This is a genomic window from Kitasatospora sp. NPDC056327 (assembly GCF_042261735.1).
In the GTDB taxonomy this organism is placed as follows: Bacteria; Actinomycetota; Actinomycetes; order Streptomycetales; family Streptomycetaceae; genus Kitasatospora.
In genome coordinates, this window is the sequence record NZ_JBHJRC010000017.1 from 14,603 (window position 1) to 27,554 (window position 12,952).

At 71.4% G+C, this 12,952-nt stretch carries 11 protein-coding genes; 6 read left to right on the forward strand and 5 right to left on the reverse strand.

The window, feature by feature from the left end; genetic code table 11:
- Nucleotides 1–100 precede the first annotated feature (100 nt).
- Complete coding sequence (locus tag ACFCX4_RS04575) at nucleotides 101–514, reverse strand: cupin domain-containing protein (RefSeq protein WP_376138934.1); 414 nt, start codon at nucleotides 512–514, stop codon at nucleotides 101–103.
- Between the two features lie 196 nt (nucleotides 515–710).
- On the opposite strand from ACFCX4_RS04575, the gene ACFCX4_RS04580 reads away from it, so the two are divergent.
- The 3 genes from ACFCX4_RS04580 to ACFCX4_RS04590 all read left to right on the forward strand — a co-directional run bounded on the left by ACFCX4_RS04580 (nucleotide 711) and on the right by ACFCX4_RS04590 (nucleotide 4,301).
- Nucleotides 711–1,601: a helix-turn-helix domain-containing protein gene (locus ACFCX4_RS04580; RefSeq protein ID WP_376138935.1), complete on the forward strand. Its 891-nt coding sequence runs from the start codon at nucleotides 711–713 to the stop codon at nucleotides 1,599–1,601.
- Nucleotides 1,598–2,488, forward strand: a complete 891-nt coding sequence (locus ACFCX4_RS04585) for a helix-turn-helix domain-containing protein (RefSeq protein WP_376138937.1) — start codon at nucleotides 1,598–1,600, stop codon at nucleotides 2,486–2,488. The genes ACFCX4_RS04580 and ACFCX4_RS04585 overlap by 4 nt, the downstream gene beginning before the upstream one ends.
- 178 nt (nucleotides 2,489–2,666) lie before the next feature.
- Nucleotides 2,667–4,301: an FAD-dependent oxidoreductase gene (locus ACFCX4_RS04590; protein ID WP_376138939.1), complete on the forward strand. Its 1,635-nt coding sequence runs from the start codon at nucleotides 2,667–2,669 to the stop codon at nucleotides 4,299–4,301.
- A gap of 397 nt (nucleotides 4,302–4,698) precedes the next feature.
- On the opposite strand, the gene ACFCX4_RS04595 is transcribed toward ACFCX4_RS04590, so the two are convergent.
- Nucleotides 4,699–5,502, reverse strand: coding sequence for a hypothetical protein (locus ACFCX4_RS04595; protein WP_376138941.1), 804 nt, complete (start codon nucleotides 5,500–5,502; stop codon nucleotides 4,699–4,701).
- Between the two features lie 311 nt (nucleotides 5,503–5,813).
- A complete protein-coding gene (locus ACFCX4_RS04600; protein ID WP_376138943.1) occupies nucleotides 5,814–6,242 on the reverse strand; it encodes an arsenate reductase ArsC in 429 nt (142 codons plus the stop codon).
- Nucleotides 6,243–6,400: 158 nt separating this feature from the next.
- Between ACFCX4_RS04600 and ACFCX4_RS04605 the strand changes: the two genes are divergently transcribed.
- Both ACFCX4_RS04605 and arsB read left to right on the forward strand, forming a co-directional pair.
- On the forward strand, nucleotides 6,401–6,733 hold the full coding sequence (locus ACFCX4_RS04605) for an ArsR/SmtB family transcription factor (RefSeq protein ID WP_376138945.1): 333 nt from the start codon (nucleotides 6,401–6,403) through the stop codon (nucleotides 6,731–6,733).
- On the forward strand, nucleotides 6,730–7,839 hold the full coding sequence (gene arsB / locus ACFCX4_RS04610) for an ACR3 family arsenite efflux transporter (protein WP_376138947.1): 1,110 nt from the start codon (nucleotides 6,730–6,732) through the stop codon (nucleotides 7,837–7,839). Before ACFCX4_RS04605 ends, arsB begins: the two co-directional genes overlap by 4 nt.
- A 352-nt stretch (nucleotides 7,840–8,191) precedes the next feature.
- On the opposite strand, the gene ACFCX4_RS04615 is transcribed toward arsB, so the two are convergent.
- Nucleotides 8,192–8,551: a metalloregulator ArsR/SmtB family transcription factor gene (locus ACFCX4_RS04615; protein ID WP_376138949.1), complete on the reverse strand. Its 360-nt coding sequence runs from the start codon at nucleotides 8,549–8,551 to the stop codon at nucleotides 8,192–8,194.
- A gap of 142 nt (nucleotides 8,552–8,693) precedes the next feature.
- On the opposite strand from ACFCX4_RS04615, the gene ACFCX4_RS04620 reads away from it, so the two are divergent.
- Nucleotides 8,694–10,094 (forward strand): NAD(P)-binding domain-containing protein, encoded by a 1,401-nt coding sequence (locus ACFCX4_RS04620; protein ID WP_376138951.1) that lies wholly within the window; start codon nucleotides 8,694–8,696, stop codon nucleotides 10,092–10,094.
- A gap of 423 nt (nucleotides 10,095–10,517) precedes the next feature.
- Here the strand turns inward: ACFCX4_RS04620 and ACFCX4_RS04625 are convergent, their stop codons facing one another.
- Nucleotides 10,518–12,140 (reverse strand): DUF4157 domain-containing protein, encoded by a 1,623-nt coding sequence (locus ACFCX4_RS04625; RefSeq protein WP_376138953.1) that lies wholly within the window; start codon nucleotides 12,138–12,140, stop codon nucleotides 10,518–10,520.
- Between the last annotated feature and the right edge of the window lie 812 nt (nucleotides 12,141–12,952).

Sequence of the window (12,952 nt, forward strand, 5' to 3'; positions counted from 1 at the left end):
CGGACGCGAGCCGGCCCGTGGTCGAGCGGCGGGTTCGCGCGGTCCTCGACCGTGTCCGGTGCGCCGGGGGCGTCGGGCCTGCCGGGAAGCGGGGTGGGGATCAGCGGGCCGTCGTGCGGGCGAGGGCGTACTGCTCGTCGGTGACGGGCTCCAGCCAGGTCGTCTCCGGGCTGCCGTCGCCGGTCCCCTCCCACATCGCCAGGTGCTCCATGAACCGGTCCGGGGAGGCACCGTGCCAGTGCTCCTCGCCCGGCGGGCACACCACCAGCTCACCCGGACGGGCCTCCAGGAGCAGACCGTTGCGGGTGCCGACCAGCGCGGTCCCGGAGACGACGTGCAGGCTCCGGCCCCGCACGTGGGAGTGCCAGTGGGTGCGCGCGCTGGGGGCGAAGCGCACCAGGTTGACGCGCATCCGCGACGGGGCCGGGCCCGGGTGGATCTCGTCCCACCGGACGTCGCCGGTGAACCACTCGGCCGGTGCCTTGCCGGTGGCCTGCTGCTTGCCGAATTCCATGGTGCTCTTCCGAAGGGTCCGTGGTGCCGGGTGGGGTTCGTCGGCAATCCGACCCGAAGGCTCCTCCGGGCCGCACAAGGACGGTCACACGCGCCGGATCCCCCCGACAAGGGGAGAGATCCGTCCCCGGAGGGATTCATCCGGGGAGGAGACTCTCCCTCCCACCCGGCCCGCGCGGCGGCCGAGACTGGCAGGTATGAACAGCGATGCCCGCCCCGGCGAACTCGGGGCCTTCCTCAAGGCCCGGCGGGCCGAGCTGAGCCCGGCCACCGTGGGCCTGCCCGCGGACACTTCCCGGCGCCGGGTGAGCGGGCTGCGCCGGGAGGAGGTCGCCCGCCTGGCGGCCATCAGCACCGACTACTACACCCGGCTGGAGCAGGGCCGCATCCAGGCGTCCGCCCCCGTGCTCGACGCCCTCGTGCGCGTCCTGCACCTCGACGACGACCAGCGCACCTACCTGCTCGACCTCGCCGGGCGCCCCGCCGCCCGTACCCCGCGCCGTACCTCGCAGAGGGTCCGGCCGGGGCTGCGCCGGCTGCTGGACGACCTCGGCGCCACCCCCGCCGTCGTCCTCGGACGGCGCATGGACGTCCTCGCCTGGAATCCCCTCGCCGCCGCCCTGGTGACCGATTTCTCGAAGATTCCCGCGAGACGGCGGAACTACATACGGCTGGTCTTCACCGACCCCGGTATCCGCGACCTCTACGCCGACTGGGAGAACGTCGCCCACACCTGCGTCGCCCAACTGCGGATGGAGGCCGCCCGCAACCCGGCCGACCCCCGCCTCGCCGCCCTCGTCGGCGAACTGTCCGTCCAGGACGCCGACTTCCGCCGCTGGTGGGCCGCCCACCACGTCGCCGTCCGCGGTGTCGGCACCAAGACCCTCCGCCACCCCGTGGTCGGCGACCTCACCCTCGACTGGGACACCCTCGCCACCACCACCGACCCGGACCAGCAGCTCGTCGTGTGGTCCGCCGAACCCGGTACCCCCTCGCACGACGCTCTGCGGATCCTCGCCTCCTGGACGGACGCCGCCGTCCCGTCCCGTCCCGCCGGAGGCGCCACCGCTGCCACACTGGAGCCATGAACAGCCGCGCCGGCGACCCGAAGCAACTCGGCACCTTCCTCAAGACCCGCCGGGCCGAACTCGACCCGCAGCAGGTCGGACTCCCCGCCACCGGGACGCCGAGACGGGTGGTGGGTCTGCGCCGCGAGGAAGTCGCCCGGCTGGCCTCCATCAGCACCGACTACTACACCCGCATCGAACAGGGACGGATGCCCGCCTCCGCCCCCGTCCTCGAAGCCCTCGCCCGCGCCCTGCGCCTCACCGCCGACCAGCGCACCTACCTGCTCAGCCTCGCCGGACGGCGCCCCGCCGAACCGCCCGCCCGCCCGACCACGGAGGTCACCGAGCACAACCGCCGCCTGCTGGGCCAACTCGCCACCAGCCCCGCCGTGGTCCTGACCGGAACCATGGACGTCCTCGCCTGGAACGCCCTGGCCGCGGCCCTGCTGACCGACTTCGGGCAGTACCCCGAGGACCGGCGCAACTACGTCTGGCTCCTGTTCAACGCCCCCGAAATGCGCGCCCGTTACGGCGACTGGGAGGGCGGTGCCCGCTCCTGCGTGGCCTACCTGCGGATGCACACCGCCCGCCGCCCCGACGACCCCCGCCTGCACCGACTCCTGGCCCAGTTGGCCGACCACGGCGACTTCCAGGAGTGGTGGCGGGCCCACGAGGTCGCCGTCCAGGGCAGTGGCGACAAGCTCTTCCGCCACCCGGTCGTCGGCGATCTCACCCTGGACTGGGACACCCTCACCAGCGCCACCGCCCCGGACCAGTACATCGTGGTCTGGACCGCCCGGCCCGGCAGCCCGTCCGAGCACCGCCTCCACCGCCTCCACCGGCTCGCGGTCGAGGCGGACGCCACCGCGGCCCGTGCGACGGCGCGCGGTGCCGACCGCCGCACCTGACCCGCGGGCCCCGATCGCGTACCGGCGGTCGCCCCCGGAATTCCCGGCGGCAGTATTCCCGGCATCTCGAATTCGCCTACATACTTTCAGATTAATTCCTATTCTTTGGAAACCCCTCGAATTCCGTGCTACCGTGCGCCCGCCGGCTGCTCGGAGCTGGGAAGAGAGGGTCCCTGGAATGCGACAGCAATTCTCCCGCCGTGGATTCATCGGCAGTACCGGAATGGCCGCCGCCGGCGTCTCCGCCGCTTCGCTGGGCCTGGCCGCCGGAGCCTCGGGGCACGCCTCCGCCGAGCCGGTGGAGCAGCCCGAGGGGGTGACGGTATTCCCTCCGGACTCCCGCTACGAGACGCTCAGCCAGGGCTTCAACCAGCGGTGGCGAAGCCGCCCGGCGTACATCCGGCTGGTGGGGAACGAGGCCGACGCGGTCGCCGAGCTGCGGTCGGCCCTCGACCACGGCCTGCGCCCCACGGTGCGCGGCGGCGGTCACTGCTACGAGGGGTTCGTCGACAACGACAACGGGGTCATCCTCGACCTCAGCACCCTGCGCGGGGTGACCGCCGCGACCGACAAGTTCGGCGGCACCACCTACGCCGTCGAGGGCGGCGCGACCAACTGGGACGTCTACACGGGCCTGTTCCGCAGGTACGGGGTGACGCTACCGGCCGGCTCCTGCTACTCGGTCGGCGCCGGCGGGCACATCTGCGGCGGCGGGTACGGACTCCTCTCCCGCCGCCACGGCCTGACCGTCGACCACCTCGTCCAGGTCGACGTGGCCACCGTGCGCGGCGGCCGGGCCGAGCTGACCCGCGCGCACCGGCGCGACGCCGAGGGCTCGCCCGAACGCGAACTCTTCTGGGCCCACACCGGGGGAGGCGGCGGCAACTTCGGCGTCGTGGTGCGCTACCACTTCGCCCGCGACATCCCGAAGCCGCCGCCCCGCGTCTGGCTGAGCAGCGTCGCCTGGAAGTGGAGCGACCTGCTCAAGCACCCCGAGGACTTCCGCACCCTGCTCACCAACTTCGGCTCCTTCTTCGCCGAGCACGGCGGGCGTGCGGAGCGTGTCTACCGGGGCCTGTTCTCCATCATCCACCTCACCCACCACTCGAACGGGAACGTCGTCCTGTTCAGCCAGTGGGACGAGGACGACCCGGCCCCGCTGGACGCCTTCCTCGCCCACGTCGAGTCCGGCATGCGCACCAGGTCCACCGTCCAGACCGCCCGCGCCGGCCGCCTCCTCCTGCCGTACCCCGACAAGCGGCGCCAACTGCCCTGGTTCCAGGCGACCATGACGGTCAACGGCTCCGGCGCCAACCAGCGCGGCAAGTACAAGTCCGCCTACCACCGCAAGGCCTTCACGTCCGCCCACATCGACGCCTGGTGGACGTGGCTCACCAAGGACGTCGACGGCATCGACCTCACCCAGACCCTGGTCCAGATCGACTCCTACGGAGCCGCGGTCAACGATCGCGGCCCCACGGAGACCGCCGCCCCGCAGCGCGACTCCGTCATGAAGATCCAGTACCAGACCTACTGGACCGACCCCGCCCAGGACGCAGGCCACCTCGCCTACCTCCGCGGCCTCTACCAGGACACCTACCGCGCGACCGGCGGCATCCCCGAGACCGGCACCGACACCGACGGCGCCTACGTCAACTACCCCGACACCGACCTCGGCACCACCGCCGACCGCACCCCTGCCTACCAGCGGCTCTACTACAAGCAGAACTACGCCCGCCTCCAGAAGGCCAAGAAGACCTGGGACGCGGGCAACGTCTTCCACCACGCCCAGTCGATCACCCTGCCGTCCTGACGGGCGGAGCTCGATCCGGGCATCCGCGAACAGCAACGGCTCCACGTACCTTGCCCCGCCGGTGCCGCACAGGCAGGAGGCGGTACCCACGTCCCGGCGCAGGTCCACGAGCCGCTGGGCTCGCCCTGTGCCGGCGGCGAGTGAGCTGCTGCCAAGTCGGTCGGCCGCACCTGCGTCAGGTGCGGCCGGTCGGCGGCGGGGTCAGACCCGGGCCGGCGGAGCCGGGTCGGCGGGGGCCACAGGGGCAGGAACCTTGACGCAGTACTCCTGCTTTCCGAAGATGCTGTCGCAGTACTGCCAGTACAGTGCGTGCCACTCGGGCCCCAGAACCGGGCACCAGTCACGGAAGCTGTGGGGGTGGCAGTTGAGCCACTGCCCCTCCGGCAGATCAACGCCTTCAGGAAGCTGCGGAACGTCGCGTGAAGCGGCGCGGGTCTGGATCTGGATCTGGGCCTCTGCCGGGGCCGTGACCAGGCCCGCCGCAAAGATTGCGGTGAGCAGGGTCGCGACGGCACGTCGTGCGAGCATGTGTCTGGATTTCGTTCTCTGTAGGGCCGTCGCGCCGGGTCCGGCCTGATGCCGACCGGGGATGGGCGTGCTGCTCGACGATCCGTGTGAACGCACCGGCGCCCACGGTGCGTCCGCCCTGTCGGAGCCAGAACCTCGTCTCCTCCTCGACGGCGACCGCGACCTCCAGCGTCACCGTCACCCGGGCGGTGTCACCGGGCTTGAGGGCATCGGTGCCCGCCGGTAGTTCGAGCGTCCCGCCGAACTCGCCTGTGTGCACGTGGAAGCGGGGCCGGCTGCCACCGGCGACCGGGTCCTTCAGGCCACCGGCCTCGGTGGCAAGCAGCTCGACATCCGCCTCGAACGCGGCATGCGCCTTGATGCTGCCCGGCGCGGCCGGCACCTGGCCGCGCGCCAGCTGATCGGTGGTCACTCCGGTCGGCAACAGGCCCACCGCTTCACCCGCCCGCGCCTGCTCCAGTGCCTTGTTGCGCTGTTCGATCCCGACGCAGGTCACCGTCCGGGTCCCGCCGACCCCGACGAGTTCGATCCCGCTCCCCGTGGTGACCGTGCCGCGATCGATCGTGCCGGTCACCGCGACGCCCCGCTCGGGGACGTTGAACGCGTCCTCTAACGCGAACAGGAACGGTCCGTTCGCGTCGGCCGGCTGCTCGGCCGTCTCCGTCGCCGCCACTCGCACCAGCTCCCTCCAGTGGTCGATTCCGGTACGAACCCTGCCTCGCATCACACCGCGCTGTACGGGAACGCGCCGCTGTGCCGCCCGGTCGAGTGAACTCGGACGCCAGTCCTGCGTCCGCGGACCCGGACTCGGCGTAAACGCGCATACGGACTCGATGGTGGGTTCGGTGGCGCATGGGCGGGCGCTCCGGCCCGTCGGGAGGTGGTTGTGGGCGAACCCGGATGTGATGGTCCGATCGCACCGGCGTGCGGGCGAAGGTGATCCTCGGGTCGGCGAACGCGCGGTTCTGGACGGCCTTGAGCCGATCAGCTGCCCGTCTGCTGCTTGGCGTCGATCTCGGCGATGAGGGCCTCGATCAGGCGCTTGATCTCGTCGCGGATGGGGCGCACGGCCTCGACGCCCTGGCCGGCGGGGTCCTCAAGCTTCCAGTCCAGGTACTTCTTGCCGGGGAAGTAGGGGCAGGCGTCGCCGCAGCCCATGGTGATCACGTAGTCGGATGCCTGCACGGCCTCGGTGGTCAGCACCTTCGGCTTCTGGTCCGAGACGTCGATGCCGAGCTCGGCCATCGCGGCCACGGCCGAGGGGTTGATCCGGTCGCCCGGGATCGAGCCGGCGGAGCGGACCTCGACGCGGTCGCCGGCGAGGTGGCGCAGGAAGCCCGCGGCCATCTGCGAGCGGCCGGCGTTGTGGACGCAGACGAACAGGACGGACGCGGCGGGGGAGGGGGTCGTCATCTCGTTCTTCCTCGGGACGGAGTGACCGCACTGCGCGTCCGATCGGCTCGGCCGGTTCTCGGACGCGGCCTGCGGCATGAGCGGCGCGGGCCCGTTGCAGTGCTGTTCTGCGGTGGCGGGCTTGGCTCTTCCGCCGACGTCGGCTAACGTATCACCACATGGTGATGTCAGTCGACAGTGATGTGAATGGCGCGGTAGACGTGCTCAAGGCCGTGGCCGATCCGCTGAGGATGCGGATCCTCACGCTGCTCGCCCGCGAGGCCCTGTGCACCACGCACCTGGTCGAGGAGACCGGCGCCCGGCAGACCAATCTGTCCAACCATCTCAGGATCCTGCGCGAGGCCGGACTGGTCGACACCGAGCCCTGCGGCCGCTTCACCTACTACAAGCTCCGCCCCGACGCCCTGGACGGCCTCGCCGGCTTCCTCGGCGACCTCGCCGCCACCGCCCGTGCCACCGCGTGCGCCGACACGAAGAGGTCCTGCCCGTGACCGCCACCAAGGCCGACGCCCCTCCGGAATCCCCCGAGGCAGGGCTGGTCGGCAAGCTCTCCTTCCTGGACCGGTTCCTCGCGGTGTGGATCCTGATCGCCATGGGCCTGGGCATCGGCCTGGGCCGGCTGATCCCCGGCCTGAACGACGTCCTCGCGAAGGTCGAGGTCGGGGGTGTGTCCCTGCCGATCGCCGTCGGCCTGCTGATCATGATGTACCCGGTGCTCGCCAAGGTCCGCTACGACCGGCTGCACACCGTCACCGGCGACCGGAAGCTGATGGCCTCAAGTCTGGTCATCAACTGGGTGCTCGGCCCCGCCGTGATGTTCGCCCTGGCCTGGATCTTCCTGCCCGACCTGCCCGAGTACCGCACCGGCCTGATCATCGTCGGCCTGGCCCGCTGCATCGCCATGGTCATCATCTGGAACGACCTCGCCTGCGGCGACCGCGAGGCCGCCGCCGTCCTGGTCGCCCTCAACTCCGTGTTCCAGGTCGTCGCGTTCGGCCTGCTCGGCTGGTTCTACCTCGACGTCCTCCCGGGCTGGCTGGGCCTGGCCCAGGACGACCTGCACTTCTCGGTCGGCAAGATCGTCGTCAACGTGCTGATCTTCCTCGGGATCCCCCTGCTGGCCGGGTTCCTCACCCGACGTCTGGGAGAGCAGAAGCTCGGCCGCGAGACCTACGAGCGGAAGTTCCTGCCGAGGATCGGTCCCTGGGCGCTCTACGGGCTGCTGTTCACGATCGTGATCCTCTTCGCCCTCCAGGGGAGGACCATCACGAGCCGGCCCGGCGACGTCGCCCGGATCGCGCTGCCGCTGCTCGTCTACTTCGCCGTGATGTGGTTCGGGACCTTCGCCCTCGGCAAGGCCATCGGTCTCGCCTACGACCGCACCGCCACGCTCGCGTTCACCGCCGCCGGCAACAACTTCGAACTCGCCATCGCCGTCGCCATCGCCACCTTCGGTGTCACCTCCGGCCAGGCCCTCTCCGGAGTCGTCGGCCCGCTCATCGAGGTCCCCGTCCTCATCGGCCTCGTGTACGTCTCACTCGCCTGGCGCCGCAAGTTCACCGCCACGGTCACCCCGGCGGTGGAGGCGCAGCGGTGAACTGCCTCGACCGCGCATCCGTGCCCGCCGCCGGTTCCCACCGGCAGCGGGCACGGATGCCTTCGTGGCACACCGCGGCTGCTGCGCGCCGTTCGCCGGGGCGGACCGGTGACCGGCCCTGACCGGTGCGTCCAGGTCTTCGTGGCCGGCGGCGGTCGGGCCGGGCTCGCCGGCGGCTGCTGCCGACGAAGAGAGCGCTCGCCGACTCATCGCGGGCGCCGTCACCCGCCTCGACGCCCGCGCCCGGGCACGGCCCCGAACGTCGAATCCCGGTCGGCGGTGACGTGCCGGTGATCGGGGAGCCCGGCCGGGACGACGGCCTCCGCCCGTGTCGGGAGACGGGCCCCGCGGGTCACGTCCGGTCGGCGAGAAGGGCGGCCATGGCGGCAAGGACGCCGGGCTCGACGCGGTAGTACACCCACGTGCCGCGCCGTTCGGAGGAGAGGAGGCCGGCGTCGCGCAGCTTCTTCAGGTGGTGGCTCACCGTGGGCTGCGAGACCCCGACGTCCTGGATGTCGCACACGCACGCCTCACCGTCCGGATGGGACGCGACCCGGGAGAAGAGCCGCAGTCGAACCGGGTCGGCGAGCGCCTTGAACATGGCGGCCATCGTGATCGCGTCGGCCTCGGAGAGGTCGGTGGAGGTCAGCGGCGGGCAGCACGGCACCGCCTCGGCCGCCTCGGCCAACGGCAGCGTCTTCGCATTCGACATGCATCAATATTGACACTTGTTGAATCAAGAGGGAAGCGGGGCCCGTCGGGGCGGGTGGAGCCGAACCATTGATTCGATGAATGCCTATGTTGACGCCTGTCGAAGCGAGTGCCAAGCTGGCGGCACAGCAAGACATCGACAGATGTCGAATCAAGGGAGAATCGCCGTGAACACCTCCGCTGCCGGGTCCGAGCTGCCCGTCGTCGTGGTCGGAGCCGGCCCGATCGGCCTGGCCGCCGCCGCGCACCTGATCGAGCAGGGCATCGAGCCCCTCGTCCTGGAAGCCGGGCCCTCGGCCGCGACGGCGGTGCGCGAGTGGGCCCATGTGCGGCTGTTCTCGCCGTGGGCCGAGGTCGTCGACCCGGCCGCCGAGAAGCTCCTCGCCCCCACGGGCTGGGTCCGCCCCGACGGCGCCGCCTACCCGTCCGGCGGCGACTGGGCGGAGCTGTACCTGCAGCCGCTCGCCGACGTCCTCGGCGAGTGCGTGCGCTACGACTCCCGGGTCACCGGCGTCGCCCGCGCCGGACGGGACCGCATCGTCGACTCGGGCCGTGACGAGCAGCCCTTCACCGTTCACGTCGAGCACGCCGACGGCAGCGAGGAGCGTGTCCTCGCCCGGGCGGTCGTGGACGCCTCCGGCACCTGGGCCACCCCGAACCCGCTGGGCGCGAACGGCCTGCCCGCCCTCGGCGAGCGCGCGGCCAACGGCCGTATCTCCTACCGGATCCCCGACCTGCACGACCCCGCCGTGCGCGCCCGGTATACGGGCAGGAGCACCGCGGTCGTCGGCACCGGCGCCTCCGCGTTCACCGCGCTCGCCCACCTGGCGGACCTCGCCGAGGAGGAGTCCGGCACGCACGCCGTGTGGGTGCTGCGGCGCGGCATCACCGGCTCGACCTACGGCGGCGGGGAGGCCGACGAGCTGCCCGCCCGTGGTGCGCTCGGCCTGCGGGCCAAGAAGGCCGTCGCCGTCGGGCACGCCTCCGCGCTCACCGGCTTCCGCACCGCCGCCGTCGAGGCGCAGGGCGAGCAGCTGGTGCTGGTCGCCGAGGACGGACGCCGCAGCGAGCCCGTGGACGAGATCATCGTCCTCACCGGCCTCCGCCCCGATCTCTCCTTCCTGTCCGAGGTGCGCCTGGGCCTCGACGGGCGCCTCCAGGCCCCGACTGCGCTCGCCCCGCTGATCGACCCCAACCAGCATTCCTGCGGCACCGTCTACCCGCACGGCGCCGCCGAACTCGCCCACCCGGAGAGCGACGTCTACCTCGTGGGCATGAAGTCCTACGGCCGCGCCCCGACGTTCCTCGCGATGACCGGTTACGAGCAGGTCCGCTCGATCGCCGCGGCCCTCGCCGGGGACCACGAGGCCGCCGCCCGCGTCGAGCTCGCCCTCCCCGAGACCGGGGTGTGCGGCGGCGCCGGCCTCTTCGACCAGCCCGAGGACGAGCAGGCCGGCGGCGGCTGCTGCTCCGTCCCGGCCGCGCCCGAGGTCCTGACCATCGGCCTGGGGGCGCCCACGCAGTCCTCGGCCGGCGGTTGCTGACCCAGGGCGGGGGAAGTCCGCGGGCATCGCCCTCCGGGTGATGCCGCCCGCGGCCAGGTGGCGCACCGTGTCGACCAGCTGCCGGTGGCAGTGCTCCTCCGGCTGCCCGCCGCTGTCTTCCGGTCAGGAGGGCACGGGGGTCGCGTCCCGCATGACGGCCCGTTCCGGATCCGTCATGCCCGACGGACACCTCGGACGCCCGGGCGAGTCGTTCCCGGCGTTCCCGAACCGGTGGGCGGGACGATCAGGCCCCCGGGCGACCGGGTCGGAGCCGGCCGGCATGAAGGCGTACGACCGCGACAACAGGGCCTCCTGGCGTGCTCAAGGTCTCGACGACCCCGAGCCGCACCAGAGGCCCTGTCTTCATGCCCGGCACGCGGCATGACCACCCGACCGGGTTCCCACTGTCGAACCCATGTCTTCTCAGGGGGTCCAGAGGAAGTCGATGGCGGCTGTGGCCTGGCTGAGGGTGATCTGGTCCGTGGTGTTCAGGAACAGCAGGTCGAACGTGTCGTTCGCCACGTCGAGGGCCTGAGGTGTCGTCGTGCGCCGGTTCGCCGCATCGGGCTCGTCGACCTCCAGGTGCCTGATCACGTTATTGGTGACATCGTCCTTCAGCTGTTCCGCGATGATCCTCCGGTCCGCCGGAGCGTTCGTCATGAGCGGCAACGCCTTGTTGATCTCCTTGATGACCGCGACCGCTGCGTTCTTGGCCTTGGGGGTCGATGCCGTGGAGTTGCTGAGCCGGTTCCACCAGGCGGTCAGTACCTCCGGTGTGGGCGTCTCCACGATCTCCCGGCAACCGTTCTGGAGGGCGATGCTCATCGTGTTGATCTCGGAGTTCTCTGCTCCGCCGCCCGCCCACAGGTTTTCGGCGGAACTGTTCATCAGGTACGCCGCTTTCATGAGCACCTGTGCGTGGTCACGGGGAATGCGGTTCTCGTTCCCCAACTGGGCGGGGGGCATCCGCCTGAGGAAGCCGTCTGCCTCGTCGCCCATCCCCTCGTGCACCCCGGCGCCGAGTTTTCCGTTCAGGTAGGTGATCAGGCCGTCACCATCCGTGGCGTACGCGCGGTTGAGAAGGCCGCGGATGTTGTGCCAGGCGGTGATGTGCCGCCGGTGCTGCGTCGGCTTCAGCGGCAGGTCCTTCTGCAGGTCGCTGGCGAAGCTCGGCCTGCCTTCCAGCTCTGCGTCGTTGACGCGCAGGGTGCCGAAACCGCCGAGTCCGGGTGCTGCGGTGCCACCGTTCAGAAGGTAGTCGATGATGGCCTGGACGGGGTTCTTCCGGTCGGACACACCAGTGGTTTTCATGGTGTATTCCGTGGACAGTTCGAGGTAGGCGGTGCGTTCTTCGCCGGACGTGGCCCGGAAATGCGGCAGGACCCGCTTGATCTCGTCGAAGCTGTCGTCGTACTCATCGATCCAGCGGCCGTACGCAGCACCGTGGTTCTTCAGCTCCGTGAGCAGTTCGTCGACCATCTTGCCCTGCGGGGCGGCGGGGGCCGGCCCGTCACCGAGTTGCCGGAGGCCCTCGCGCGGAGCCCGCTGGACCGCGGTGTCCGCCCGGTGCTCACCGGGACGTTCCGGGTGGTCCGTGTGCGCGGACTGCGGCGGTGGTGTCGCCAGCGCCCGCGCCGCGTTGGCCTCCGCCGCGCGCTCGAAGCGGTCCGACGGGTCGGACACCCGCAGCCCGGTTCCGTTGTCGGTGCCCGCGACGGGGCCCTGGCGCTGCTGGATGACGTGGGTGAGTTCGTGGGCGAGGGTGTGCGGGTCGGTGCCGCCGGTGCCGAGGACGACATGGCTGCCGGAGGTGTAGGCACGGGCTCCGAGGTCTGCCGCGGAGGTTTGGGCCGCGCTGTCGTCGTGGATGCGGACGTCGGAGAAGTCGGCGCCGAGGCGGGCTTCCATGTCGGTGCGGGTGGTGTCGTCGAGCGGGCGTCCGCGGCTGCGCAGCACGTCGTGGACGGCGGAGTTCCGGGCGCGGGCGGCACTGTCCCCACCGCCCTCGGGCTGAGCGGGGCGCCCCGTCGCCTGCCGCTGGAGCATCCGTACGACGGTGGCGTTCCCCGCGGTGGTCTGCAGGGCAAGCAGGTGCTGCACGGGTACCGGAGCAGTGGGCGGGGCCGGGCGAGCCGTGTGCTGGGGGCCGTTGCTGTCGGTTCTGCTTTCCGTCCTGCCGCTGGTTTCGCGGGACCGCATCGGCGCCTCCGGAGTGTGTTGAGCCTTGCTTCTGGATAGCCCGGCCCGGTGAGCCCACGCCACAGGAGAAGGGGCAGCGGCGACGGCAACGAAGGTGCCCCATCGGGCAGTTCATGAGACGGCTCGGATCCTGTGAACGTCGGGTCGGTCGCGAGGATCGACCCGGTGCCGGTGACGAACCGCCACTGGCCGCCCCGGCGGAGGACCGGAGAGCCCGCCAGCCGCTCGGACCGCGGCGAACGGCGTGAGGAGGTGCGTTCGGATGTGGCCGACTCCACTGATTGGTCGTGGCGGCTCGATCACCGCCCATTGGGAGTCCGTCAACGACGAGTCGTAGGAAGGCTTGCACGCACAGACACACATGGTGGTGATCTTCGCGGACACCAGGCCCGCGAAGATCACCACCAGCGCATCACGGCACAGTTGATCAATTACCCAACACTTTCTGAGCGGAGCCGGCGACGAACGGCCCTCCGGCGGCGCGGCGTTCACGGCGGAGGCCGCCACCGACCGGTGCGGTGGTGGCCCCGTGATGCCGGTGCGGGGTCAGCCGATGCGGATGGGCCGGCGTTGGTGGTGGCGGGCCGGAGGGCGGGGGAGCCGGTGCAGGTCGTGGTGCGGCCGAGGTGGAGCAGGACGAGGGCGACGGGGCCGGGCCG